Source organism: Pseudoduganella albidiflava, assembly GCF_004322755.1.
Taxonomy (GTDB): Bacteria; Pseudomonadota; Gammaproteobacteria; order Burkholderiales; family Burkholderiaceae_D; genus Rugamonas; species Rugamonas albidiflava.
In genome coordinates, this window is the sequence record NZ_CP036401.1 from 4,530,797 (window position 1) to 4,553,971 (window position 23,175).

28 protein-coding genes and 1 riboswitch are annotated in these 23,175 nt (G+C 69.2%); of the genes, 10 read left to right on the forward strand and 18 right to left on the reverse strand.

Going from position 1 to position 23,175, the window contains the following annotated elements:
* Window positions 1-175 precede the first annotated feature (175 nt).
* The gene (bluB, locus tag EYF70_RS18620; protein WP_131146744.1) at window positions 176-844 is read left to right on the forward strand and encodes a 5,6-dimethylbenzimidazole synthase; all 669 of its coding nucleotides are present in this window, start codon (window positions 176-178) and stop codon (window positions 842-844) included.
* A gap of 1 nt (window position 845) precedes the next feature.
* Here the strand turns inward: bluB and EYF70_RS18625 are convergent, their stop codons facing one another.
* The 18 genes from EYF70_RS18625 to EYF70_RS18710 form a co-directional block, all read right to left on the reverse strand.
* Window positions 846-1,193: a (2Fe-2S) ferredoxin domain-containing protein gene (locus EYF70_RS18625; RefSeq protein WP_131146745.1), complete on the reverse strand. Its 348-nt coding sequence runs from the start codon at window positions 1,191-1,193 to the stop codon at window positions 846-848.
* Window positions 1,190-2,146 carry a precorrin-3B C(17)-methyltransferase gene (gene cobJ / locus EYF70_RS18630; RefSeq protein WP_131149193.1) on the reverse strand — a complete coding sequence of 319 codons (957 nt, stop codon included), beginning with the start codon at window positions 2,144-2,146 and terminating at the stop codon, window positions 1,190-1,192. The genes EYF70_RS18625 and cobJ overlap by 4 nt, the downstream gene beginning before the upstream one ends.
* Before the next feature lie 116 nt (window positions 2,147-2,262).
* Window positions 2,263-2,679 (reverse strand): cobalamin biosynthesis protein, encoded by a 417-nt coding sequence (locus EYF70_RS31250; RefSeq protein WP_131146746.1) that lies wholly within the window; start codon window positions 2,677-2,679, stop codon window positions 2,263-2,265.
* Window positions 2,676-3,455 (reverse strand): cobalamin biosynthesis central domain-containing protein, encoded by a 780-nt coding sequence (locus EYF70_RS31255; RefSeq protein WP_131146747.1) that lies wholly within the window; start codon window positions 3,453-3,455, stop codon window positions 2,676-2,678. Before EYF70_RS31255 ends, EYF70_RS31250 begins: the two co-directional genes overlap by 4 nt.
* Window positions 3,452-4,279 carry a precorrin-2 C(20)-methyltransferase gene (gene cobI / locus EYF70_RS18645; protein ID WP_131146748.1) on the reverse strand — a complete coding sequence of 276 codons (828 nt, stop codon included), beginning with the start codon at window positions 4,277-4,279 and terminating at the stop codon, window positions 3,452-3,454. The genes EYF70_RS31255 and cobI overlap by 4 nt, the downstream gene beginning before the upstream one ends.
* Window positions 4,240-5,580 carry a precorrin-6y C5,15-methyltransferase (decarboxylating) subunit CbiE gene (gene cbiE, locus EYF70_RS18650; RefSeq protein WP_131146749.1) on the reverse strand — a complete coding sequence of 447 codons (1,341 nt, stop codon included), beginning with the start codon at window positions 5,578-5,580 and terminating at the stop codon, window positions 4,240-4,242. The genes cobI and cbiE overlap by 40 nt, the downstream gene beginning before the upstream one ends.
* A gap of 17 nt (window positions 5,581-5,597) precedes the next feature.
* Window positions 5,598-6,794, reverse strand: a complete 1,197-nt coding sequence (locus EYF70_RS18655) for a cobalt-precorrin-5B (C(1))-methyltransferase (protein ID WP_131146750.1) — start codon at window positions 6,792-6,794, stop codon at window positions 5,598-5,600.
* Window positions 6,791-7,480 (reverse strand): precorrin-8X methylmutase, encoded by a 690-nt coding sequence (locus tag EYF70_RS18660; protein ID WP_131146751.1) that lies wholly within the window; start codon window positions 7,478-7,480, stop codon window positions 6,791-6,793. Before EYF70_RS18660 ends, EYF70_RS18655 begins: the two co-directional genes overlap by 4 nt.
* Entirely contained in the window at window positions 7,477-8,553 is a 1,077-nt protein-coding gene (locus EYF70_RS18665; protein ID WP_131149194.1) for a sirohydrochlorin chelatase, read from the reverse strand. The genes EYF70_RS18660 and EYF70_RS18665 overlap by 4 nt, the downstream gene beginning before the upstream one ends.
* A 14-nt stretch (window positions 8,554-8,567) precedes the next feature.
* Complete coding sequence (gene cobM, locus EYF70_RS18670; RefSeq protein WP_131146752.1) at window positions 8,568-9,359, reverse strand: precorrin-4 C(11)-methyltransferase; 792 nt, start codon at window positions 9,357-9,359, stop codon at window positions 8,568-8,570.
* The gene (locus EYF70_RS18675; protein ID WP_165497733.1) at window positions 9,356-10,225 is read right to left on the reverse strand and encodes an energy-coupling factor ABC transporter ATP-binding protein; all 870 of its coding nucleotides are present in this window, start codon (window positions 10,223-10,225) and stop codon (window positions 9,356-9,358) included. Before EYF70_RS18675 ends, cobM begins: the two co-directional genes overlap by 4 nt.
* On the reverse strand, window positions 10,222-10,968 hold the full coding sequence (locus tag EYF70_RS31680; protein WP_131146753.1) for a CbiQ family ECF transporter T component: 747 nt from the start codon (window positions 10,966-10,968) through the stop codon (window positions 10,222-10,224). The genes EYF70_RS18675 and EYF70_RS31680 overlap by 4 nt, the downstream gene beginning before the upstream one ends.
* On the reverse strand, window positions 10,958-11,272 hold the full coding sequence (locus EYF70_RS18685) for an energy-coupling factor ABC transporter substrate-binding protein (RefSeq protein WP_131146754.1): 315 nt from the start codon (window positions 11,270-11,272) through the stop codon (window positions 10,958-10,960). The genes EYF70_RS31680 and EYF70_RS18685 overlap by 11 nt, the downstream gene beginning before the upstream one ends.
* Before the next feature lie 8 nt (window positions 11,273-11,280).
* A complete protein-coding gene (locus tag EYF70_RS18690; protein WP_131146755.1) occupies window positions 11,281-11,961 on the reverse strand; it encodes an energy-coupling factor ABC transporter permease in 681 nt (226 codons plus the stop codon).
* Between the two features lie 115 nt (window positions 11,962-12,076).
* Window positions 12,077-12,287, reverse strand: a riboswitch (cobalamin riboswitch).
* Window positions 12,288-12,363: 76 nt separating this feature from the next.
* Window positions 12,364-13,074 carry a hypothetical protein gene (locus tag EYF70_RS18695; RefSeq protein WP_131146756.1) on the reverse strand — a complete coding sequence of 237 codons (711 nt, stop codon included), beginning with the start codon at window positions 13,072-13,074 and terminating at the stop codon, window positions 12,364-12,366.
* Window positions 13,075-13,161: 87 nt separating this feature from the next.
* Window positions 13,162-14,487, reverse strand: a complete 1,326-nt coding sequence (locus EYF70_RS18700; RefSeq protein WP_131146757.1) for a VWA domain-containing protein — start codon at window positions 14,485-14,487, stop codon at window positions 13,162-13,164.
* The gene (locus EYF70_RS18705) at window positions 14,487-15,080 is read right to left on the reverse strand and encodes a TadE/TadG family type IV pilus assembly protein (protein WP_165497734.1); all 594 of its coding nucleotides are present in this window, start codon (window positions 15,078-15,080) and stop codon (window positions 14,487-14,489) included. The genes EYF70_RS18700 and EYF70_RS18705 overlap by 1 nt, the downstream gene beginning before the upstream one ends.
* Before the next feature lie 8 nt (window positions 15,081-15,088).
* Window positions 15,089-15,499 carry a TadE/TadG family type IV pilus assembly protein gene (locus EYF70_RS18710; RefSeq protein ID WP_229420452.1) on the reverse strand — a complete coding sequence of 137 codons (411 nt, stop codon included), beginning with the start codon at window positions 15,497-15,499 and terminating at the stop codon, window positions 15,089-15,091.
* Between the two features lie 189 nt (window positions 15,500-15,688).
* Between EYF70_RS18710 and EYF70_RS18715 the strand changes: the two genes are divergently transcribed.
* The 9 genes from EYF70_RS18715 (at window position 15,689) to EYF70_RS18750 (ending at window position 23,171) form a co-directional block, all read left to right on the forward strand.
* Entirely contained in the window at window positions 15,689-17,362 is a 1,674-nt protein-coding gene (locus tag EYF70_RS18715; RefSeq protein WP_131146760.1) for a sensor histidine kinase, read from the forward strand.
* Between the two features lie 31 nt (window positions 17,363-17,393).
* Window positions 17,394-18,047, forward strand: a complete 654-nt coding sequence (locus tag EYF70_RS18720; RefSeq protein ID WP_131146761.1) for a response regulator — start codon at window positions 17,394-17,396, stop codon at window positions 18,045-18,047.
* Between the two features lie 170 nt (window positions 18,048-18,217).
* Window positions 18,218-18,352 (forward strand): hypothetical protein, encoded by a 135-nt coding sequence (locus tag EYF70_RS31860; RefSeq protein ID WP_259772402.1) that lies wholly within the window; start codon window positions 18,218-18,220, stop codon window positions 18,350-18,352.
* Window positions 18,353-18,384: 32 nt separating this feature from the next.
* Entirely contained in the window at window positions 18,385-18,558 is a 174-nt protein-coding gene (locus EYF70_RS18725; RefSeq protein WP_131146762.1) for a Flp family type IVb pilin, read from the forward strand.
* Between the two features lie 88 nt (window positions 18,559-18,646).
* The gene (locus EYF70_RS18730) at window positions 18,647-19,213 is read left to right on the forward strand and encodes an A24 family peptidase (protein WP_131146763.1); all 567 of its coding nucleotides are present in this window, start codon (window positions 18,647-18,649) and stop codon (window positions 19,211-19,213) included.
* Entirely contained in the window at window positions 19,210-20,586 is a 1,377-nt protein-coding gene (locus EYF70_RS18735; RefSeq protein ID WP_131146764.1) for a DUF8689 domain-containing protein, read from the forward strand. The genes EYF70_RS18730 and EYF70_RS18735 overlap by 4 nt, the downstream gene beginning before the upstream one ends.
* The gene (cpaB, locus tag EYF70_RS18740) at window positions 20,586-21,440 is read left to right on the forward strand and encodes a Flp pilus assembly protein CpaB (RefSeq protein ID WP_131146765.1); all 855 of its coding nucleotides are present in this window, start codon (window positions 20,586-20,588) and stop codon (window positions 21,438-21,440) included. The genes EYF70_RS18735 and cpaB overlap by 1 nt, the downstream gene beginning before the upstream one ends.
* A 10-nt stretch (window positions 21,441-21,450) precedes the next feature.
* On the forward strand, window positions 21,451-22,902 hold the full coding sequence (locus tag EYF70_RS18745; protein ID WP_131146766.1) for a type II and III secretion system protein family protein: 1,452 nt from the start codon (window positions 21,451-21,453) through the stop codon (window positions 22,900-22,902).
* On the forward strand, window positions 22,899-23,171 hold the full coding sequence (locus EYF70_RS18750) for a hypothetical protein (protein WP_131146767.1): 273 nt from the start codon (window positions 22,899-22,901) through the stop codon (window positions 23,169-23,171). The genes EYF70_RS18745 and EYF70_RS18750 overlap by 4 nt, the downstream gene beginning before the upstream one ends.
* Window positions 23,172-23,175 lie beyond the last annotated feature (4 nt).

Genomic DNA, 23,175 nt, shown 5'->3' on the forward strand with positions numbered 1-23,175 from the left:
GGACTTCGCACGTTGCAAGCGCATGCGTTCACCCCAAAAGCGAAGGGCTGGGGTCAGACCCGGCGGGTCTGACCCCGGAATTTGCTTCTGGGGTGGACTCGCGCCGTACCGCCCTTTCCCGCCGCGATGACCACATGCTAGAGTCGCCATTTCCGCCAGTTGCGATGTTCTTCCGATGACCAACCCCCACCAGTACGACAGCGACGCCATCGACGCGGTCTACCGCGCCATCCGCGAACGCCGCGACATGCGCCATTTCCTCCCCGACCCGATCGACCCGGAGCAGCTGGCGCGCTTCATCGCCGCCGCGCACAGCGCCCCGAGCGTGGGCTACATGCAGCCGTGGCGCTTCCTGCGCATCACCGATGCCGCGTTGCGGCGCCGGCTGCATGCCCACGTGGACGCCGAGCGCGTGCTCACCGCCGAGGCACTGGGCGAGCGCTCCGGGGAATTCATGCGCCTGAAGGTGGAAGGCATCCTGGCGTGCGGAGAATTGCTCGTGGTGGGACTCGTGGAAGGCCGCGAAAGATACGTGTTCGGCCGGCGCACCATGCCGGACATGGACCTGGCATCGGCCTCCTGCGCGATCCAGAACTTCTGGCTCGCCGCACGCGCCGAGGGCATCGGCGTCGGCTGGGTATCGCTGTTCGATCCGGAGCACGTGCGCGCGCTGTGCGGGATGCCCGACGGCAGCCGCCCCATCGCGCTGCTGTGCGTGGGCCATGTCGACGAGTTCTATCCGGAACCGATGCTCCAGGCCGAGCGTTGGGACAGCCGCCGCGACCTGGGCGAGATCCTGTACGAAAACGCCTGGGGCGTGGCGGCGAAGCGGCCAGCGGCCTGAATCAATCTTCGCCCGCCTGGTGGAACACCAGGTCGTCGACGCGCCGCCCATTGCACAGGTGCTCGCCGATGATGCGGTCCATGTTCTCCGGCGTGACGTTGTAGTACCACGTGCCGTCCGGCTGCACGCACACGATCGGGCCGCCCTTGCAGGCGGCGAAGCAGCCGACGCGGCTGCGCTTGACGCGCAGCTCGCCGGTGGTCAGGCCGGCCTCCTTCAGCCGGTCGCCCAGGCTGTCGAACAGTGCCTGCGACGCGCCGTCCGCACTGCAGCGCGGGCCCGTGCACACCAGCAGGTGGCGCCGGTAGCTGCCGATCTTCGGTTTTACTACTTCACCGGCATCGCTCATGCTTCGCCCTCCCCGGCCGGCACGGCTTCGTCTTCCCACGGCTCGGCCAGCGTGGCGGCGATGTAGTCGGCCGGCAAACGGTGGCGTGCGGCCAGCGCCTCGATGGTGGCGCCCGCCGCATGCTCGGCCTGCAGCTGGTCGAGCCAGCCCAGCAAACCCGTCGACAGCGACCGGCCTGCCTTTTCGCCGGCACGGGTTGCGCCACCTTCTTCCATATCGTACTTGTTGGCATAGCCGCGCGGCGTGACCATCAGGCCGTCGCGCACGAACGTGTTGCTGTTGCCGATCAGGACGGTGCTGAGCATGCCGATGTCCGCGTCGGCCATCCGGTCGAGCGTGGTGAACACGATGTTCTCGCGGCGCCGGTAGGCGCTCTTGACGATCGCCACCGGCGTATCGGCCCTGCGGTGGCGCAGGAACAGCCGCTGCGCCTCGACGATCTGGCGCGTGCGGCGGCCGCTCTTCGGGTTGTACAGCGCCACCACGAAGTCGGCCATGGCCACCGCGTCGAGGCGGCGCGCGATGGTCGGCCATGGCGTCAGCAGGTCCGACAGCGAGATGGCGCAGAAGTCGTGGGTCAGCGGCGCGCCCACCAGCGCGGCGCAGCTGTTCAGCGCCGACGCGCCGGGCACGATCTCCACCTGCACGGGATCGTCCGGCGTCCAGCCCGACTGGAACAGCACTTCGTAGGTGGGCCCGGCCATGCCGTACACGCCGGCGTCGCCCGACGAGATCAGTGCCACCTTCTTGCCGGCACGTGCCGACGCCAGCGCGCTGACGGCGCGGTCGAGTTCCTCGGTCATCGACTTGCGGATGATTTCCTTGCCGTCGAGGAGATCGGCGACCAGCTTGATGTAGGTGACGTAGCCGATCACCACGTCGGCTTCGGCGATGGCCGCGCGGGCCCGTGCGGTCATGTGGTCCACGCTGCCGGGGCCGATCCCCACCAGCATGATCTTGCCGGCGGCGGCCGGCGGCCGTATTCCGGACGACAAGGACGAGCCGGACGATTCGGCCAACCCGGATAGTGTGGATACTGCGGATACTGCGGATACTGCGGATACATCGTTCATGGTGTTCTCCTGGCGATCGAGACGGTGGCATGCCGGCCATCGGCGCCCCGGTGTTTGTGTTTTTCGACGACCAGCGCCGTCATCGGCGTGCCCGCCCCGGCGGCCAGCAGCGCGGCCGCTTCGCTGACCGACGGCGTGCCCGTATGGCGCAGTACCGTGGCCGACGGATGCGGCACCGGCACGGCGGCCAATTCCGCGGCCGCATAGAAGTGCAGCGGCCAGCCGTATTCCCCGGCGATGGCCAGCAGCGCGGCCTCGTCCCGCTTCAGCGTGATCGACGCCGCCGCCGTCACCTGCGCGGGCACCGCGCCGGCCGCGAGCAGCGCGGCCTGGACGGCTTCGCGCACGGTCTGCAACGCCACGCCGCGGTCGCAACCGAGGCCGACGGCATAGGTTTCCACGGTGCTGCTCACGGCGCGCCGTCCACGGGCGGGCGGTACACGACGAGGCGCTCGTGCAGCGCTTCCCACTGGCCGGGCGGCACTTCGGCATGGGTCACCCACAGCAGCGCCGCGTAGCGCTCCAGCGGCACGTCGGCAAAGGAGGTGAAGCGGTGGATGTTGTCCGGCAGCGGCGTGGGCCGGGTCCACCAGTGCGGGCTGCCCGCTTCCTGCACGAAGGCGACCGGTTCGCCGTTGACGACATGGGCGGAGACCCGCGTGACATTGATCTTCGGCGCTTCCACGCGCCAGCCCAGGTGGCGGCCGAGGATATCGACCGGGATCGTGCGGCCGACGTCGGAAGCGGTGGTCAGCACCGACACCGCGCCGAGCAGCGCGGCCACGCGCTCGCTCCATTCGTTGGCACCGCCCACGTGGCCGGACAGCACCGGGATCACATACTGGCCAGCGTCGTCGACCACGATCACGCCGGGGTCCTCGTCCTTGCTGCGCAGGTGCGGCGCGATCAGCCGCACCACCGCGCCCAGCGAAACAAAGAACACCAGCTGGTCGTAGCCGGCGAACAGCGGGCCGATCTCGTCGCGCAGCGCGCCGCCATACGGGTGGATGCGGTTCGGCAGGCCGGCGAAGGCGCCGGCGAACTTCGCTGCCGCGCAGATGTCGGCTTCGGGCAGGTCGGCGGCCAGGCGCGCGGCCTGCGCGGCGCCGTGCTTGGTGATCGCCACCAGGCAAAGGCGAGGTGCGACGTCGTTGCTGGCATTGCTCTCGGTACTGGCAAAATCGGTCATGCGTTCTCCATGTGTGGGACTGGCGGGCCGTCCTTCCTCAGGCAGCCCTTGATGCGTTCGCCGCGGATGCGGTGCGGGTGTTTCACGATCAGCAGCGACAGGTAGCTGACCTTCGTGCCGCGCAGGTCCAGGATGGCGTCGCCGCTGAAGCGCCGCTCGTCCGGCGCGCCCACCCGTTCGATGAAATGGGCGCCGGCCAGCAGCTCGCGCCGCTCCAGCCAGTCGACCAGTTCATCGAGGATCGGCTTCACCTTCATCAGCACCAGCGTGTCGAAGTCCGGCAGCAGCCGGTCCACCGCGCTGACGCCATAGGCGGCCGGCACGATCGCCACCGTGTCGTCCTGCTCGGCGAACGGCACATCGGCCAGCGCGCAGGCGGCCGTGAAGGCATTCACGCCGGCGATGATCTCGACCGGTACGCGCGGGTCCAACGCACGCACGGTGCGCGCCAGGTGGCCGAACGTGGCATAGGTGCTGGCGTCGCCTTCGACCAGGAACAGCACGTCGCGCCCGGCCCGCAGCCAGGGCAGCACGGTCTCGGCGGCGCGCAGCCACGCGCGCGCCAGCTTCTCGCCATCGTGCGTCATCGGGAACAGCAGCAGCGCGTGCTCGTCCGGCGGCGCCAGGCCGGCACGGTGCACGATATCGAGCGCATAGCTGGGCGTCTTGCCGCTGCGCGCCGGGTAGACCCAGACCGCGTCGCGCCGCTCCAACGCGGCCCACGCGGCGCGGGTGATCAGGCCCGGATCGCCGGGGCCCAGCGAGATGCCGAACAGCGTTCCGCTCATGCCGCGCTCCCGGCCCGCTGCGCGCACACGATCCATACCGGGTTCTCGGCCGCCATGCGGTGCATGTGCAGGATCGGCTTGCTGCGCGCGGCCTGCAACTGCACCACGTCCCATGCGAAGTCATTCCCTGCGCCGCCCTCTTCCAGGGCGGCCAGTGCCGCGGTGGCCGTGGCCAGGTTCTCCAGCGTGACGAAATTCATCACCAGCGTGCCGCCGGGGCGCAGCCGCGTCATCACACCCCCGATCAGGCCGGCCAGTTCGCCGCCCGATCCGCCGATGAACACGGCATCCGGGTCGGGCCAGGCATCCAGCCCCTCCGGCGCCTTGCCGTGGTGCAGGCTGTAGTTGGCCACGCCGAAGGCAGCGTGGTTCTGCGCGGCGATCGCATGGTCGGCCTCGTTCTTCTCGATGGCGTACACGTGGCCGTGGGGGCACAGGCGCGCCGCCTCCAGGCCCACCGAGCCCGAGCCGGCGCCGATGTCCCACACCACGCTGTCCGCGCGCAGCTGCAGGCGCGCCAGGCTGACGGCGCGTACTTCCTGCTTGGTGATCAGGCCCTTCTCCGGCTGGCGCTGGACGTACGCCGTGTCCGGCAGGCCGAAGCGCACCGGCCGCGGCGCCGGCGCCACGCGCCACAGCAGCACCACGTTCAGCGGGGCGAAGCGCATGCCGGCCGCATCGGCCATCGGCAGCTCGGCCAGTACGCGTTCTTCCGGCTGCAGCAGGTTTTCCGCCACCGCCATCAGGAAATCGTCGCCCAGGCCCTCGGCCAGCAGCAGCCGGGCGATGCGGTCCGGGCTGTTGTCGGGGCTCGTCAGCACCAGCAGCCGCGCATGGGTGCGCAGCGCCTGCGCCAGCCCGTACAGGCCGTGCTCCGGCGTGGCCCCGCGCCGCCACTCGCCGGCATCCTTCGCATGCACCGAGACGATGGCGGCATCGTGCCAGGCCAGCCCGATGCGCGCGCAGGCCAGCTGCAGCGTCGACAGGTTGGGCAGGATATCGAGCGCCTGCACGCACAGGTGCTGCGCCAGGTACGGGGCGATGCCGTGGCACAGCGGGTCGCCGGTGGCGAGCACCACGCACTGCAGGTGGTCGGCGCGCGCGGCACGCACCCACGCCGGCACGTCCTTCAGGCGGCCGGTCAGGTCGTGGCACACGGTGCCGGCTTTCAGCTCGGGCGCCAAGAGCGCCAGCGTGCGGGCGCCGCCGATCACCACGTCGGCGCTGCGCAGGTGCGCCAGCGCCGTGGCGTTCAGGCTGGCGACGCCATCGTCGAGCACGCCGATCACGCGGCAGGGGTTGGGGTCTTTGTCGTCGGTGTCGATGCGGTTGTCCATGAATGAGGTCCCGGAGTTCAGGTTTCGGTATCGGCGATGTGGGCGACGCCGGTGCGGCCGGCGCTGGCGGGGCGTTCGCGCGGCAATGCCGGGGCCGACCATACGTCCGCCACCAGTTCGCCCGTGAAGTCGCACACCAGCACGCGCAGTTGAAAGGCGCGGCCATAGCGGTCCGGCGCCGTCAGCGTATCGATGGCGGCCTGCGCGAGCGCGCGGTGGAATGCCTCGCCCAGGCCCCTTTCGACCATCAGCTCGGCGCCGAAGCGCGCCGTTTCGGCGGCCGCCATGGCGGCGCAATCTTCCGCGCTGGCGCCGATGCGCCGGCCGATCTCCGCCACCAGGTCGGTGTCGACTTCGCTGCGGTTGGCGTGGGTGATCGTTTCGCCCTGGGCGATCTTGGTCAGCTTGCCCACCATGACGGCCAGCACCACGAGGCCGATGCCCTGCGCCACGGCTTCGTCGAGCGCATAGCGGAGGAAGTCGCCCATCTGCACGAAGCAGGCGGCCGGCAGCGCCGGCCGCTCGCCGCGCAGCGTGGCCATCGCGAACGTTTCGGTGCGCCCGCCCGTCGTCAGCGCCACCATGCCATGGCCGGCGGTGGACGCCACCTGCACGCCCTGCACCACGCTGGCGCGCCAGGCCGCCGTGGAATACGGCTTGACGATGCCGGTGGTGCCCAGGATGCTGATGCCGCCCAGGATGCCCAGGCGCGCATTGGTGGTCTTCTTCGCCATGACCTGGCCGTCGGGCACGCTGATCGTCACCTCGATGCCGTGTTCGGCCAGCAGGCCGGGCGCCGCTTCGCGCAGGTTGTCGGCGATATTTTTGCGCGGCACGGGATTGATGGCCGGCCCGCCCACTTCCAGGCCCAGGCCCTTCATCGTCACCGTGCCGACACCGTCGCCGGCCACCCATGTCACGGCACCGGCCTGGCCCGGCAGCAGGCGCAGGTCGACCGTCAGGTGCGCGCCATCCGTGCAATCCGGATCGTCGCCGGCGAACTTGATCACCATCGCGTGGGCGCGGCCATCGCCGCAGCGGCCGTCGTGCACCGCGAACACCACCCGGCTGCCGTTCGGCAGCAAGGCCTCGACCTCTTCCGGCACGCGGCCGGTGGCCAGGCCCAGCATCGCCGCGCGCGCGGCCGCGGCGGCACAGGCACCGGTGGTGAAGCCGGTACGGGTCCCCCGTTCGGTTGCCGCCTTTTCCTTCACGGGCGCGCCACCGCGGGATTCTTCTGGCGTTCCTCGGCCAGCGCCAGCAGCGCGTGCAGCGCCGCCACCACCAGCGTGGAGCCACCCTTGCGGCCGCGGATCACGATCCACGGCACGTCGCCCACCTGCGCCATCATGTCCTTCGACTCGGCGGCCGACACGAAGCCGACCGGCATGCCCACCACCAGCGCCGGCCGCACGCTTTCCTCGCGGATCAGCCGTACCAGTTCGATCAACGCGGTGGGCGCGTTGCCGATGCCGACGATGGCGCCGTCCAGCAAGCCCAGGCGGTGGGCCTTGCGCATCGCCTGCACGGCGCGCGTGGTGTCCTCGGCCCTGGCCAGCTCGATCACGTCGCCATCGCTGATGAACTGGTGCGTGGCCATGCCGAAGTGCGCCAGGCGCGGCTGCGACAGGCCCGAGCAGATCATCTCCACGTCGGCCACGACCGGTGTGGCGCCCCCCAGCATGGCGCGGATGCCCGCTTCCACGGCGTCGGGATGAAAGTCCGTGAGGCCGTTGAAATCGAAGTCGGCATTCGCGTGGATCATGCGCCGCACAATCGGCCACTGCGCGGCCGTGTAAGCGTGCGGGCCCGTTTCGGCATCGATGATGGCGAAGCTGTCATGCTCGATCACCTGGCCGGCACGGGTCAGCTGCTCGGTGACGGTGTTCACGCTGCTCATGCGGGCACCCCTGCCTTGCCGTGGTCGTGGCCGTGGTGATGTTCGTGGCCGTGCTCATGCTCATGGCCATGACCGTGGTCGTGGCCATGCTCATGCCCATGCTCATGCCCGTGTGCGTGTCCATGATCGTGGCCATCGCCGGCCCCGTGGGCATGGCCATGGTCGGGCCCGGGCGCGTGCGTATGCGCATGCGAATGCCCGTGTCCCAGGTCATGGGCGATCTCGCGGTAGCTGCATCCGTCGCATGGCAGGCGGCTGTCCGGCACGCCGGCGCGCAGGTTCTCCACCCGCTCTTCCATCAGCGCGAAGATTTCCGCCTCGAAGCCGAAATGCTCGGTACACGCGAAGCGCACCTGCGGATACTGCGCGCGCAGGTGCTCGACCTGGCGGTGGATGCGCTGCATCAGCGTGCCCGTGTACAGGTAATAAGGCAGCACGACGACCTGCCGCATGCCCAGCAGCACCTGGCGCTGCACCACCTTTTCCAGGCGCGGCCACGTGATGCCCGTAAAGGCCAGGTCGACCAGCTCATGGTCGCCCTCTTCCAGCAGCCAGCGCGCCATCTTCGCCATGTCGCCATTGGCGCCGCGGTCCGAGGAACCGCGGCCCAGCAGCACCACGCCGGTGGTGGTGGGATCGGGCATGTCGAGCGTGGCCATGGCGCCCCGCAGGCGGCGGCGCAGCACGGTAAGCACCGGGTCGCTGGCGCCCAGGTGCGGCGCCAGCAGGATCTCCGCCTGCGGGCAGGCCGCACGCGCCGCCTCGATCGCCTCGGGAATTTCCATCTTCACGTGCCCTGCGGCATTCAGGATCAGCGGCACCACCAGCACCCGCCGCGCAGCGCGGCCAGCGGCCAGCAGCGCGGCGTTCAGTTCCGGCGGCGCGAACTCGATGAAGCACAGTTCGATGCGCCAGCCAGGCTGGCGGGCACGCCACTGCTCGGTGAACTCGCGGATCTCGCGGTTGCCGGAATCCTCGCGCGAGCCGTGTCCGACGATGAGGATAATCTCGCTTACCTGCGGGGACACCTGCGCGGTCAGCGGCGCGGCCGCCGCGGGCGGCGCCGGCTGCATCATGATGGGTCCGTTCATGCGCTTGCCTTTCTATAACGATGGGTAAAGGTCGGGTCGTACAATTTCGAGCGGGCCAGCGTTTCCCAGTGCAGCGCGCCGAGCGTGGGGCTGGCCACGATCATGGCCTGGCTGGCCACGCCGGCCTCGCGGCAGCGCGCCTTGATGTCGGCCAGCGTGCCGCGCAGGATCTTTTCCTCGCCGGGCCAGCTGGCCTTGTGCACCACCAGCACCGGCGAATCTTCCGGCCAGCCAGCCGCGCGCAGCGCCGTTTCCACCTTGTGCAGCAGCGTGATCGACAGGAAGATGCACAGCGTGGTGCGGTGCGCGGCCAGGCTGGCCAGGTCTTCGCCTTCCGGCATCGGCGTGCGCCCCGCCACGCGCGTGAGGATCACGGTCTGCGTGACTTCGGGCAGCGTCAGCGATTCGCCGGCGGCGGCCATCGAGGCCATCGCCGATGACACACCAGGCACGACGGCCCACTCGATACCGGCCGCGCCCAGCGGGCGGGCCAGTTCGATCAGCGCGCCGTACAGGCCCGGATCGCCCGTCTGCAGGCGCACCACCGTGCGGTGCAGGGCCGCCTGTTCGACCAGCCAGGCCGTCATCTCTTCGAGCGTCATGTCCTTCGAATCGCGGATCGTGCAGTCCGCCGGCGCGTACAGCGTCACGGCGCGGTCGACCAGCGAGCCGGCGAACAGCACGGCGCCCGCTTCGCCGAGCAGCCGGCGGCCCTTGACGGTGACGAGTTCCGGATCGCCCGGGCCGGCGCCGACGAACCACACTTTGCCGGGGTTTTCAATGGTCATGCGGTGTTCTCCAGGATGGTCGAGGTGGCCGGCAGCGCGCGTAGCGCTTCCAGCAGCGCCGGCAGGCTGCGCGGCGCCGGGGCCGGCGGCAGCACGCCGCGCGCCGCCAGTTGCGCATGCAGCGCGAAGGCCAGCGGCACGCGATGGCCGGCGGCCTGCAGCAGGTCGGCACGCGCGGCCAGCTGCCCCGCTGGTGCGGAGGCGATGCAGCGGCCGGCGGCCAGCAAATGGATATCGTCGGCCCACGCGAAGGCGAAATCGACGTCGTGGGTGGTGAGCAGTACCGTTACGCCGCGCGCGACAAGCCGGTCCAGCAGCGCGGCCAGGCTGGCCTGCATCGGCGCATCGAGCCCCGCCATCGGTTCGTCGAGCAGCAGCACTTCCGGCTCCATCGCCAGCACGCCGGCGATGCACACGCGCTTCTTCTGGCCGAAACTCAGGTGATGCACGGCGCGGCCGGCGTAGTCGCGCAAGCCGACGGCATCGAGCGCGGCATCGACACGGGCCGCCACGGTGGCGGCGTCGAGGCCCAGGTTGAGCGCACCGAACGAGACGTCTTCGCCGACGTGGGCGGCGAACAGCTGGCGCTCGGGGTCCTGGAAGACCAGGCCTACACGGCGCCGCAGCCCGGCCAGTGCGGCGCGGCTGTAGCCGACGGGCTGGCCGTCGCAGCGCAGTTCCCCGGCACACGGCCGCAGCAGGCCGTTCAGGTGCCGCAGCACGGTCGACTTGCCGGCACCGTTCGCGCCCAGCAGCACGTGGCGGCGGCCGCGGCCGAGCGCCAGCGTGCAGCCGCGCAGGCCGGTGCCGCCATCCGGATAGACGTGATCCACGCCGGCCAGTTCGAGCACGGGATGGTCCGTCACCAGCGGTCTCCCAGCGCCAGCGCGACGAGCAGCGCACCGGCCAGCAGCGCCAGCGCGTTCTGGCGCCGCGCCCGGGGGAATGCGGCGGGCAGGAAACGCAGTGTGCCGGTATAGGAACGGGCATCCGCGGCCACCTGCAGCGCAGCCGCCCGCAGCCAGACCTGCTGGGCGACATGGCCGGCCAGCAGGCCGGTCGAACGCCATGTTTGTACCCATCCATGGCGCCAGCCGGGATAGCCCAGGCGCGCGCGCTGCGCCTCCACACCGTCGTCCCAGGCGCGGCGCAGCACGAACAGCATGCGGTAGCACAGCGCCATCAGGTCGAGCAGCACCTCCGGCGTGCGCAGGCGGCGCAGCAGCGACAGCAGGTCGGGCAGCGGCGTGGTCAGCACGAAGCCCAGCAGCGCCGCCAGCACGGCCAGCGCCCGCAAGCCCGCGTGCACCGCCACCGGCACCATCGCGCCATTCCACTGCCAGTTGCCATGCACGCCGGGGCCGACCGGCAAGGTGGCGCAGGCCAGCAGCAGGAAACCGAGCGGTGCCCGTGCCACCGCCAGCCAGGTGCGCAGCGGCACGCGTGCGCCGAGCAGCGCAGCGAGCATCGGCAGCAGCGCCAGGACCGCCAGCGTGGCGGGCCGGCAGGCGATCCATGCGGCAGCGATGCCCGCCAGCGCGAACAATGCCTTGGCCGATGGCGCAACGCCGCGCCAGCGGCTCGCGTAAGCTGCTGTTTCAACCAGCATCGGATTTTCCCGCGGCCGCGCGGGCCCGCTCGCGCCCGACCGACAGGCCCAGCCAGTAGCCGATCACGCCCGCGCCCAGTGCAGCCTGCAATGCGAACAGCAGCGAGGCGATCTCGCCGCTGGCCGGCTCGAACACGGGAGAGAACCACGGCGCATAGCCCGGCGCGATGGTGCCGATGGCTTCGCGCGCCAGGTCATCGGCGCCGCCGAACGCGGCCCCGCCGGCCAGCCACAAGGGCAGTACCGTCAGCAGCACGATCGCGATCCAGGCCAGCCAGGTGCGCGCCTTTATCTTCAACCTCATCTGTCGCCTCATGTGCGCTCCCTGCCACGGTGCGCGAACACCGGCGCGGCCTGCTGTTCATGGCCGTGGAAACGGGCGATGGCGTTCACCACCAGCACCGTCAGCAACCCTTCGCTGATGGCGATAGGCACCTGGGTCAGGGCGAAGATGCCGGCGAACCTGGCCAGCGAAGCGGCCATGCCGCCCACCGGATCGGGAAACGCCCAGGCCAGTTGCAGCGAGGTGGTGGCGTACGTGGCCAGGTCGCCCAGGCACGCCGCGGCGAACACGGCGGCGGAACGCGACATGCCCAGCGCGGCGGCGGCGCGGAACACGCCGTAAGCCACGAACGGGCCGACGACGGCCATCGAGAAGATGTTGGCGCCCAGCGTCGTCACGCCGCCATGGGCCAGCAGCAGGGCCTGGAACAGGAGCACCACGAAGCCGACCGGCACCATCGCGGCGGGGCCGAACAGCAATGCGCCGAGCCCCACGCCGGTGGGATGCGAACAGCTGCCCGTGACGGATGGCAGCTTCAGTGCCGAGAGCAGGAACGCGAATGCCGCGGCGACGCCGAACAGCATGCGCCGTTCGGGATGCTGGCGCAGGTCGCGCGCCATCGCGCGCAGGCCCGCGGCCAGGAAACAGGCGGAGACGGCCGACCAGCCCAGCGCGTGCGCGGGCGGCAGGAAACCTTCCATGATATGCATTCGAATCCTCCCGTCGAATGGTCCATAAGAGCACCGGCGGGAGGATGAAAAGACGGTCGAGGCGGGGCCGGGACGGCAGGCCGCTTCGACAGCGGCTTCCCGTCACCCCGGGGAATGGTGCTGACTTGCTTGGGCCGGTATTCTGGCTCGCCGTCATTCTTCATCCGCGCCTTCCCGCGAGCGATCGCAGTGGCTAACAGGCGGAATCCGTCAGGCTTACAGCAGCGGGGGCTGCACCGGAATGGCCGCGCGTGGCGGCTTCACCGGTTTCCCGTTTAACGCTTTCCCCGGAACGGGAAGAGCGCACCCAAGCGCGCATGGTAACCGAAATGCAATGCCGTGGCATAGCAATTTTGCTGCGTCGCCATGCCGGCCCGGTGATTGGCCGGGGGCGCCATGGCGTCAGATCGAAGTCGGCAGCCTGGCCACTTCGCGCTCGCCGACGATGGTGAAATCATCCAGCGCGATGGTGGCTTGCCAGAGTGCGGTACCGCGCTGGAACAGGACGGTGACGCGCCGCTCGGCGGTCACGCGATGGGACAATACCCGCGTGATGTCCTTCAGTACGACGGTCATGCCGGTACCGTCGGGCCTGGCCAGTCCGAAGTTCAACACCGGCCTTCTACCGTCCGGAACCGCATCGGCTGGCCGGGGCGTGGTGTATTCGATGTAGAGCGCCAGCGCGGGCGAGCCAGCGCGGTGCTCGCTTTCCTGCAACTGCCGCAGGACCGTCACCGTGTTCCCGTGCTCCTTGAACAGCCAGTGCGATGGCTGGCCGGCACCGTGGATGAACAGCACATTGCGTGTTCCGTCGCTGCGCTCGTACGAGTAATCGCGCTCCCGGTCCATCACGACGAGCCGGACCATGTCGATATCGGCGCCATGGACCTTTTCCACTGCCGCGAAACCGAGGACGACGCGCTTGCCGGCTTCCGCGGTTTTTTCCTCGGCCTTGACCATCCCCGGCCCCTTCACCGGGCCGCGCGCCAGCGACAGGTAGCCCAGCACCGCAGCGCCTGCGAGCATGCCCAGCAGAGCGAGCAGGAGCAGCAGGCTGACCAGGCGGTTGATGATGACGAAGCAGCGATCGGTTCTGGAGGCGGGGACGGTCATGGCGGGCACGCGGGCTGGTGGAAAACCAGCCGAAGCATAGCGAACATGACCGGATTCACACAAGCGTCAAGCGGAAGCCGCCGGAATCTATTTGGAAATGCGCAGGATCGCCGAGGCCAGCTTCGAGAAGCACGGCGTCAGGTCGGCATCCGTGGCCGCATAGCAGTACATGCCGACCGGCTTGCTGGCGTCGTAGCAGCGCGATGGGCCGTCGGCCACGTTGGCCATGCATTTCAGGATGGATTCGCCGGTTTCGTTGTCGGCGTTCTTTTCCTTCAGCGAGGAGCCCATGCCCAGCGTGAAGACGAAGATGCCGTCCTTGCGCGCCCTGGCGGCCATGGCTTCGGCAAGGTTGCGCGCGGCGCGGCTGACGTTCTGCTTGTACATCGACTCGGAGCCGATATCCTCGGTCACCGGGCGCGGCAGCGTCGCCGTCGGCGTGGACACGATCGGGAACTCGGTTGCCGCGGGATCGACCGCGTTATAGAACTTCGGCAGCTTCTTCATCGTCTTCCACGCTTCGCTTTCCACCTTGCAGGCGGTGCTGACGAACTCGTACTCGGTGTCCAGCCTGAGCAGGCCCTGCCCGACCGCATCGAGCGCGCCGGGCCTGGCGCATGCGCCGAACGGCAGATTGACACCGAACGACGTGGGCGCGCCGTCGGAGAAGAAGACGATCACGCGCAGGCTGGAGCGGCTCAGGGTCGGGATCGCGTTGAGCTCGTCGCGCGCCCGCCGCATCCCTTCGAACGACGAGGTGCCGCCCGAGAATGCGTAGCCCGAAATCGACGACAGCATCGCATCGCGCTTGAAACCCCGGCCGGAGGTGGCGATCGGCTGGTCCACTTCCACGCCCGACGCGAAGTGCAGCAGCGCGACCCGGTCCTGCGTGACATTGAATTTGTTCAGGAAGCTTTTGGCCGACGTCCTGACCGTCGCGGCCGAAGGCTGCAGCGATCCCGAGGTATCGACCACGAACGCCATGTCCAGGTCCTTGCGCACCGTCTGCGCGGCGGCGGTCGGCATCAGCGACGTGGTGTCCAGCGTCTGCATCAGCGACACGGCCATCGGCGCCTGGGCCTTCACGTCGATGGTGACCGTGCCGGCATTGAACGTCACCGTGGTGCCCAGCAGGGCCGGTTTCGACATCAGGTAGCTGGCGGGCATGTTCGCCGCGAAGAACTGCCTTGCCGCGGCCTGCGCGCTGGCCGTCTGTTCCGTCTGGTTATTCCCGGACGTCACGGCGCGCGCCGCGGCCAGCGCCGCCGAGTCCACCGCGGCGTTGAGCCTTGCCTTGACGAGGTAAGCCATGCCGGCGTCGACCACGAGGCCCGTCACGGCAAGCAGCACGAGCATCGACAGCGCGACCATGATGGCAACGGCGCCGCGTTGCCGGTTGAGGAATGGAGTCATCAGAAGATCGTCATCGAGTACAGGTCCGGCCCGAAGGCGGACACGTTGAATTTGTCGGCCACCAGCATGTCGAAGTCGTAGAACGTCTCCACCACGTGCACGACCTCGCCATCGGCCAGCTTGCCGCTCATGATCGTGGTGGCCGGGCGGGTCTTGCTGCTGATGCTGGTGCACGCGGCCGCGTTCCACGCGGTGCAGCCATACACCTTGCTGGCCGGTTCGTACTTGCTGAAGCGGTAGCCCAGCCCGCGCGCCGCGTCGTCCCAGCGGTACTGGTCGAGCACCACGCTGCGCGATACGCCGCCGCTGGTCACGCCCATCACCCGGGTGATGTAGACCATGCCGCGCTTGTTGACGTCCAGCGGCGGGGCACTGGCCATCAGCATGTAGATGATGTCCTGGCTGCCCGTTTCCAGCGGCGTGTTGCCGCGGGCGACCATGTTGGCGCCCTCCCGGCCGATATTGACCATGATGATGTTGGCCTGCAGCGCACGGCCGGCGTCGATCATGCCGAACAACAGCATCAGCAGGATCGGCAGGATCAGGGCGAATTCGACGGCGGCGATGCCGCGCTGGCGGGTGGCGTACCGCATGGGCCGGGTCATTGGAAGAACTCGTTGCGCATGGTCGCCGCCACGGCGAACTTGTATTTGCCGTCGGTGAAGGCGCGGGAAACGAACGGCGTCGTCACGGTCCACGAACAATCGATCTTCAGCACGATGACGCTGCCGGCGCCGCCGAACATCGCATTGCCGTAGGCGGCCGGCTTGTACGACGTGCCATTGACGGAGATGGCGGGCGCCAGCCTGTCGTACATGCCGAAGGAGCTGTCGCGGATCTTCTGGATCACCGCCGCGTGGCGCTGCTGGCTGGCCTTGTTCGGGTCGAGGTCGGCCTGCCCCGTGATCGCATAGCGTGCGCCCTCGCGTACCGCGTACTGCATCGTCAGCGTGACGAAAAACATCATGCCGAACTCGACCAATGCCAGCAAGACAAGAAGAAAGACCGGCATGACGATCGCCATTTCAACGACTGTGGCGCCAGATTGACGACTTTTGATGGACATGAGGGATTTTGGCGGATCGGAAGCGTTGAATGCAGTAAGCTTGCGATTCTACAATGCAAGTTTACTTTCGATATGGATCGAAAGTAATCAGCAACGCCGCTGTCGGGCCAGAACAACAAAGAGTGAATTAAAAGCATGTACGACCAGACATTGCAGGACCAGGCCTTGCAGGGACAGGCATCGCAGGAACCGCGCCGGAGCGCCGCCGCCCCCGATGCCGAAGCATGGATGGTGTTCGGCATGCGCGTGCTGCTGGCCATCTCCGCACTGCTGACGCTGTATATCGGGCAGGCCGACCTGATCGTGACGGGCCGCTGGACCTGGCTGTTCTTCCTGGCCTACGTGGTGCACAGCGCGATCCTGCTGGGCGTGGCGCGGGTACGGGCCGGCTTCTGGCACGGCCCGATGATCTACTGGGTCGACATCGGCTGGTACGGCCTGATGGTGTATGCCACGGGCGGCGCGCCCAGCCCGTTCTTCTCGTTCTTCTTCTTCGCCATCCTGGCCGCCTCGTTCCGGCGCGGCTTCGACGACGGCGCCCGCCTGACGCTGGGCGCCGCCTTCATGGTGACGGTCGCGGTGGTGGCCGCGCAGGGGCTGGCATCGATCCAGCTGTTGCTGCTGCGCGCCACCTTCGTGCTGGCGCTGGGCTACATGATCGCCTATTGGGGCGGCCTGGCCGTCGACCAGCGGCGCCGCCTGTCGCTGCTGCGCGACGTGAGCCGCCTGTCGAATCCCCGCTTCGGCGTGCAGCACACGCTCGATTCGCTGATGGAGAAGATCCTGCGCTTCTACGGCGGCACCACCTGCGTGCTGCTGATGCAGGACGCCACGGGCCGCTGGACGCTGAACACGGTGCACCACCCCAGCGCCGGGCGCGCGGTCAGCCGCAGCACGATGCGAGAAGATGCCGTGCAGCCGCTGCTGGCACTGGGCGACGCCGCCACGGTGCTGTTCCGCGCCGCGCCGGCCCGCGCCGGACAGCTGGCGGCCGGCGAGCGCTGGAGCGACCTGGCGCCGGATGCCTGTGCCGGCATCGCCGACCTGCTCGATACGGCGTTCTTCATCAGTGCCGCGCTGCCCCTGCGCAAGGGCTCCGGGCGCATCTTCGTCACGGCCCCGCACGCGCTGCGCCGCGCCGATGCGACCTTCCTGAACCATATCCTGCAGCAGGCCTTTCCCGTCATCGAAACCATCGACCTGCTGGACCGGCTGGCATCGGAAGCCGCGTTTCGCGAGCGCCAGACCATCGCGCGCGACTTGCACGACAGCACGATCCAGCCGTACATCGGCCTGCGCAACGCGGTCTCCGCGATCCGCAACGGTGCCGGCGACGACAACGCCGTCACCCCGGAACTCGACCATCTGCTGGCGATGTGCACCGAGGTGATCGGCGACATGCGGCAGTTCGCGCACCGCTTCCGCAACGGCCGGCAGGAAGAGCCGGAGCTGCTGATCGCGCTGCGGCGGCACCTGGCCAAGGTGCGCTCGTTCTTCGACGTGGACGTGACACTGGATGCGCAGCACGCGCCGCTGATCAGCGACCGCATGGCCGCCGAGGTGTTCCAGGTCGTCAGCGAAGGCATCAGCAATATCTGCAAGCACACCCGCGCGCGCACCGCCCATGTGCACATGGCGGCCGAAGACGGCCACCTGGCGATCGATATCGCCAATCCGGCCGATGGCGCCACGCCATGCCAGCCGTTCCTGCCGGTGTCGCTGGCGGAACGGGTCTACGCGCTGGGCGGCCGCCTTGCCGTGGAGCCGGGCGCGGGCCACACCGTGATCCGCGTGCGCATGCCGCTGTGACATCCGAACCAACAAGAAAACGGGGGGAATCATGACGATCCGCATCATGCTGGTCGATGACCACAAGACCATGCTGTGGGGCCTGGAGCGCCTGATCCAGGCCGAGGCACCGGCGTTCACGCTGGTGGCCAGCGCCAGCGACGCGGCCGAAGCGGTCGCGCTGTGCGCGCTGCACGCGCCCGACATCGTGCTGCTCGACCTGGACCTGAAGGGCAGCAGTTCGCTCGACATCCTGCCCGCGCTGGTGGCCAATGGCGCGACCCGCGTGGTGATCCTGTCCGCCAACCGCGACCACGCCACGCTGGCCAGTGCCGTCAAGCTGGGCGCGCGCGGCGTGGTCAGCAAGGAGTCGCCCACCGAGGATGTGCTGGCCGCGGTGCGCAAGGTGCATGGCGGCGAGCTGTGGCTCGACCAGCCGCTGATGCAGGCGCTGCTCGGCCAGCTGGTGGCGCCGGCACCGGCCGCCAATCCCGAAGCGCAGCGCATCGCCTCGCTGACCTCGCGCGAACGCGAGGTGATCGGCATGATCGTGCAGGGCAACGGCGCGCTGAACAAGGAGCTGGCCGAGCGCGCCTTCATCTCCGAGCGCACGCTGCGTAATCACCTGACGGCCATCTACGGCAAGCTGAACGTGGCCAACCGCCTCGAGCTGTACATGTACGCCACCCGCCACGGGCTGGGCTGAGGGCGCGCAGCGGCACGGGGCGTAGGACATATGTCCCATGCCGGGGCGTCGCAAGGTCCCATGCAAAAGGGGAGCTTTGACGGATGTGCGGCGGGAAGTGGCCCGGTACGATGCTGTTCATGCGCTGCGCCTGATTCGAGCGGCGCGACGGCAACCGAACTGGAGCGAACGTGCACGACAAGGAAGAATTCCCGGAACAGCACTACGAACGTACCGAGGATTCCACCATGCCCTACGTGGTGCTTTCGGTTCTCGTTGCGGTCGTCGGTCTGATCGCGGTCTTGGCCGCCTGGACTGGCGCATAGGCACCGACCAACACTTCATTAAAGGACACACCATGCAATTCATCAAGAACTTCATCCAGGAAGAAGACGGCGTCACCGCCATCGAGTACGCACTGATCGCCGCTGTCGTGGCCGGCATCATCGCCGCCGCTTTCGGCACCCTGAAGGGCGGCATCGACGGCGTGTTCTCGACGATCGCCGCAAAGCTGCAGGCCGCCACCGCCTGATTCCGGTGTGCCCGTAAAAAATCCGGAACGGGTCGCCCGTTCCGGATTTTTATTTGTACCGCGCTGTTTCCAGACAATCAGACCGACAATGCTCCCATCCTGGCTCCCGCTCCTGCTGCTGCTCGCCCTGCTCGCCCTCGCCGTCTGGCACGACGTGCGCGCGCGCCGCATTCCGAACGCCCTCGTATTCCCGGGCGCGCTGCTGGGACTGGCGCTGCATGCGCTGCTGCCCGCCGGAGCCGGCCTGTTCAGCACGCCGATGGGCGGCCTGGGCATCGCCTCCGCGCTGGGCGGGCTCGCCATCGGCCTGGCCATCCTGCTGCCGAAGTACGCGTTCGGCCTGATGGGCGCGGGTGACGCGAAGATGCTGGCGATGGTCGGCGCCTTCATGGGTGCCGGCGACATCGCGGCGGTGGGCATCGCCACGCTGCTGGCCGGCGGCGTGCTCGCGCTGGCCGTGGCGGCGCGGCAGGGTATCCTGCGCCGGGTCCTGGACAGTACTTACCAGACCGTGCTGCAGGCCGGCCTGTCGCGGATGAAGGATGGCCTGGACCTGCCCGCGCCGAGCGGCCGCCTGCCGTATGCCGTGGCGATCGCCAGCGGCACCGTGGCGTGCCTGGCGTGGCTGCGCCTCCATGGGGAGCTGCCGCTGTGAGCGCGCCGGCACCGGCGCCGGCCGAGGCGCGCGCTCCCCGCACGGTGGAAGAAACCGGCCTGCCCTTCCTGTTCCTCGCCGAGCTGGTGGCGAAAGTGCTGCACCAGCGCGGCCAGCTGCGCCTGCCCGAACTGGGCTCGCACCTGAAGCTGGGTGTCGGCGTGATCGATCCGCTGATGCATTTCCTGCGCGCCGAAAAGCTGTGCGAAGTGGCACGTACCGGCAACAGCGGCACCGATGCCGACATCTCCTACCTGCTGACGGAAGGCGGCCGGCAGCGCGCCGCGGCGGCGCTGGGCCGCAATGCCTATGCCGGCCCGGCCCCCGTGACGCTGGCGGCCTACACGGCCCAGGTGCAGGCGCAGAGCGTGGCCGGCGTGCAGGTCACGCGTGCCCACATGGCGGCCGCGTTCGACGGCATCGTCGCCAACCAGCGCGTGCTGGCGCAACTGGGCTCGGCCATGAATTCCGGGCGCGCCCTGTTCCTGCACGGGCAGGCCGGCAGCGGCAAGACCTACCTGGCCGAACGCCTGCGCGACCTGCTGACCGGCACCATCGCGGTGCCGTATGCGCTGATGGTGGACGGCGAAACCATCCCGTTCTTCGACAGCGTGCAGCACCTGCCGGCGGCCGACGCCGTGGCCGCCAGCACGGGCATCGACCGCGGCACGGCGCCCGACGCGCGCTGGGTGCGCGGCGTGCGCCGCCCGGCGGCACTGGCCGGCGGCGAACTGACGCTGGACATGCTGGACCTGCGCTTCGATGCGCACACCCGGCTGTACCAGGCGCCGCCGCACCTGAAATCGAACAACGGCATCTTCATCATCGACGACCTGGGCCGCCAGCGCTGCTCGCCGGAAGCGCTGATGAACCGGTGGATCGTGCCGATGGACCGCAACGTCGACTACCTCACGCTGCACACCGGCCACACCTTCCAGGTGCCGTTCGACGTGATCGTGGTGTTCTCGTCGAACTTCGTGCCGCACCGCCTGAGCGATGGCGCCTTCCTGCGCCGGCTGGGCTACAAGATCGAAGTGCCGCCGGCGTCCAGCGACGAATACGCCCTGCTGTTCCGCCAGGCTTGCGCGCAGGCCGGCATCGAAGCCGACGGCGAGCGCTTCGCCGACACCTTCGGCTACCTGCTGGAATGCCACCGGCAGCGCGGCGTACCGCTGCTGGCGTGCTACCCGCGCGACCTGGTGCGGCAGCTGCGCGACCTGGCCCGCTACGAGGACCGCGCGCCGGAACTGAGCCGCCACACCCTGGACTGGGCGTGGGACAACTACTTTGCCGCGGGCAGCCAGCAGGGCTGCGCGCTGGAGCTCGAGCGCCGCGACCGTGGCACGCAGGACAACCGATTGGAGAATGACTGATGCGAAATTCCAGACCACTGCTGATCATCGGCGTGGCGCTGTTCCTGGCGCTGGCCGCGGTGCTGGTGGCCGCCAAGTGGATGGGCGAACAGGGCACGGCCGGCACGCGCGTGGCGGTGGCCGCCGCCGACATCGGCCAGGGTTCCCGGCTCGAAGCGGCCAGCGTGCAGCTGGTCGACTGGCCTTCCGGCTCGGTGCCGCCCGGCGCCGTGACCGATCCGAAGCTGCTGGCCGAGCGCGTCACCCGCACCGATATCGCCAAGGGCGAACCGGTGCTGGAATCGAAGCTGGCGCCGCCCGGCACCACGGGCGGCCTGTCCGCCGTGGTCGCCACCGGCAAGCGCGCCATGACGGTGCGCGTCAACGACGTGGTCGGCGTGGCCGGCTTCGCGCTGCCCGGCAATTATGTCGACATCCTCGTCAACATGCAGGGTTCGGCCGGCGACAACGGCAATGCCGAACAGCCGATCTCGAAGATCGTGCTGGAACGCATCCTCGTGCTGGCCGTGGCGCAGGAATCGAACCGTGACGACACCAAGCCGCGCGTCGTCAATGCCGTGACGCTGGAACTGGCGCCGGACCAGGTGGAAAAACTCGACCTGGCGCGCAGCGTCGGTTCGCTGTCGCTGGTGCTGCGCAACCAGGTGGACCCGCAGCCCGCCAACACGGGCGGCGCCACGCGCGAATCCGTGCTCGGCCTGCCGCCGCTGAAAGCGGCCCGCGCCGCCGCCCCGGCCCCCGCGCCCGTGCGCGCCGAGGCACCGCAGCGCGCCGCCGCCCCCGCTCCCGTACGCCGGACCGAAGGTGTACTCGTGATCCGCGGCCTCGACGCCGCCCCGCAAGCCATCCAGTAAGAAGCCCGTCATGACACACCTCCCGAACTTCCGCAACAAGACCCTGCTGGCCGGCGCCCTCGCGCTGGCGGCCGGCACCAGCCTGGCCGCGGCGCCGGACTGCATCGACCTCCATGGCCGCGGCGACGCGCAAACGCTGCAACTGGTGCGCGGCAAGTCGACGCTCAAGCGCTTCTGCAAGCCTGCCGCCCAGGTCACCGTGGGCGCGCCGGAGATCGCCAACGTGGTCGTGCCGAACGCCAGCGAAGTGGTGATCGTGGCGCGCAGCGTGGGCACCACGAACCTGATCGTGTCCGGCCGCGACGGCCGTTCCACCGTGTTCGACCTCGTCGTGGGGATCGATACCTCGCCGCTGCGCAGGCAGTTCGATACGCTGTTCCCGGCGGAGAAGGACATCCAGCTCGACAGCACCGGCAATGCGCTGGTGCTCTCCGGCATGGTCAGCGATTCCGCCGTGGCCAGCCAGGTCGTGGCACTGGCCACGGCGTACCAGGAAAGCGCGCAGGCATCCGCGGCCGGCGCACGCGCCGGCTCGGGCACTCCGCCCGCCAGCGGCGTGAGCGCGGCCGCCAGCGCGGCGCCCGCCGCGGCGCCCGCCGGCAATGCCGCCAGGGTGCTGAACATGCTGCAGGTGGCGGCACCGCAGCAGGTGCTGCTGGAAGTGAAGATCGCCGAAGTGTCGAAGTCGCTGGTCGACCAGCTGGGCGCCAACCTGGGCTTCACCAAGACCAATGGCAACTGGACCTACGGCATCGCCTCCAGCCTGCTGGCGGAAACCGGCAACGTGCTGGGGGCCGTGAAGAGCGCCACCACCCAGCTGGTGATCGACGGCCAGAAGCGCGACGGCCTGGTGAAGATCCTGGCCGAACCCACCGTGATGGCGATCAGCGGGCAGGAAGCCAGCTTCCTGGCCGGCGGCAAGATCTTCATTCCCGTCGCGCAGAACAACGGCATCGGCGGCAGCACCATCACGCTGGAAGAAAAGGAATACGGCGTGGCCGTCAAGTTCACGCCGACCGTGCTGGCGGGCGGGCGCATCAACCTGCGCGTGGCACCCGAAGTGTCGGAGCTCAACCGCGAAGGCATCGGCATCAGCAGCGGTACCACGAACGCCACGGCGATCCTGCCCGCGTTCACCACGCGCCGCGCCAGCACCACCGTGCAGCTGCAGGATGGCCAGAGCTTCGCGATCGGTGGCCTGATCCGCAACAACGTGACCAGCAACATCAAGCGTTTCCCGTTCCTGGGCGAGGTTCCCGTGCTGGGCACGCTGTTCCGCAGCAGCGATTTCCAGAACGACCGCACCGAACTGGTGTTCATCGTCACGCCGCACCTGGCCAAGCCGCTGCCGGCGGCGCCACGCCTGCCGACGGACGACTACGTGCAGCCCAGCCGCGCGCAGTTCCTGATCGGCGGCCAGCACGAAGGCAAGGCAGGTCCCACTCCGAAAGAGCAGCCATGAACCATTTAGCGAATCACCTTCGTCTCACCGCCGTGACGGTAGCCATTGTCGCCACGCTGGGCGGCTGCGCCGCCCGGGATACGTCGGCCAACGGCGGCAGCGTGCGCGCCATCATGGCCAGCCAGGTCGTGCCGCCCCAGCCGCGCCCTGCCAGCGGCACCGATGCCGGTACCGCCGTGGCTGGCTATGCCAACTACGTGCGTTCCTACGTGACGCCGACGCCGCAGGGCGACAGCGCCATGGTCGGTTCCGGCATCGGCAACAAGTAAGGAG

Coding starts and splice junctions, on each gene's coding strand:
- cobM (WP_131146752.1), bottom strand. CDS start 9,359: ATGACCATTGAAAACCCCGGCAAAGTGTGGTTCGTCGGCGCCGGCCCG.
- EYF70_RS18625 (WP_131146745.1), bottom strand. CDS start 1,193: ATGAGCGATGCCGGTGAAGTAGTAAAACCGAAGATCGGCAGCTACCGG.
- EYF70_RS31680 (WP_131146753.1), bottom strand. CDS start 10,968: ATGCTGGTTGAAACAGCAGCTTACGCGAGCCGCTGGCGCGGCGTTGCG.
- cbiE (WP_131146749.1), bottom strand. CDS start 5,580: ATGGACAACCGCATCGACACCGACGACAAAGACCCCAACCCCTGCCGC.
- EYF70_RS18745 (WP_131146766.1), top strand. CDS start 21,451: ATGACACACCTCCCGAACTTCCGCAACAAGACCCTGCTGGCCGGCGCC.
- EYF70_RS31255 (WP_131146747.1), bottom strand. CDS start 3,455: ATGACCGATTTTGCCAGTACCGAGAGCAATGCCAGCAACGACGTCGCA.
- EYF70_RS18725 (WP_131146762.1), top strand. CDS start 18,385: ATGCAATTCATCAAGAACTTCATCCAGGAAGAAGACGGCGTCACCGCC.
- EYF70_RS18690 (WP_131146755.1), bottom strand. CDS start 11,961: ATGCATATCATGGAAGGTTTCCTGCCGCCCGCGCACGCGCTGGGCTGG.
- EYF70_RS18695 (WP_131146756.1), bottom strand. CDS start 13,074: ATGACCGTCCCCGCCTCCAGAACCGATCGCTGCTTCGTCATCATCAAC.
- EYF70_RS18750 (WP_131146767.1), top strand. CDS start 22,899: ATGAACCATTTAGCGAATCACCTTCGTCTCACCGCCGTGACGGTAGCC.
- bluB (WP_131146744.1), top strand. CDS start 176: ATGACCAACCCCCACCAGTACGACAGCGACGCCATCGACGCGGTCTAC.
- EYF70_RS18700 (WP_131146757.1), bottom strand. CDS start 14,487: ATGACTCCATTCCTCAACCGGCAACGCGGCGCCGTTGCCATCATGGTC.
- EYF70_RS18730 (WP_131146763.1), top strand. CDS start 18,647: ATGCTCCCATCCTGGCTCCCGCTCCTGCTGCTGCTCGCCCTGCTCGCC.
- EYF70_RS18665 (WP_131149194.1), bottom strand. CDS start 8,553: ATGCAGCCGGCGCCGCCCGCGGCGGCCGCGCCGCTGACCGCGCAGGTG.
- EYF70_RS18715 (WP_131146760.1), top strand. CDS start 15,689: ATGTACGACCAGACATTGCAGGACCAGGCCTTGCAGGGACAGGCATCG.
- EYF70_RS18720 (WP_131146761.1), top strand. CDS start 17,394: ATGACGATCCGCATCATGCTGGTCGATGACCACAAGACCATGCTGTGG.
- EYF70_RS18705 (WP_165497734.1), bottom strand. CDS start 15,080: ATGCGGTACGCCACCCGCCAGCGCGGCATCGCCGCCGTCGAATTCGCC.
- EYF70_RS18710 (WP_229420452.1), bottom strand. CDS start 15,499: ATGCCGGTCTTTCTTCTTGTCTTGCTGGCATTGGTCGAGTTCGGCATG.
- EYF70_RS18660 (WP_131146751.1), bottom strand. CDS start 7,480: ATGAGCAGCGTGAACACCGTCACCGAGCAGCTGACCCGTGCCGGCCAG.
- EYF70_RS18685 (WP_131146754.1), bottom strand. CDS start 11,272: ATGAGGTTGAAGATAAAGGCGCGCACCTGGCTGGCCTGGATCGCGATC.
- cobJ (WP_131149193.1), bottom strand. CDS start 2,146: ATGCTGGTGGGGATCGGCCCCGGCAGCGTGGACCACATGACCGCACGG.
- cobI (WP_131146748.1), bottom strand. CDS start 4,279: ATGGATCGTGTGCGCGCAGCGGGCCGGGAGCGCGGCATGAGCGGAACG.
- cpaB (WP_131146765.1), top strand. CDS start 20,586: ATGCGAAATTCCAGACCACTGCTGATCATCGGCGTGGCGCTGTTCCTG.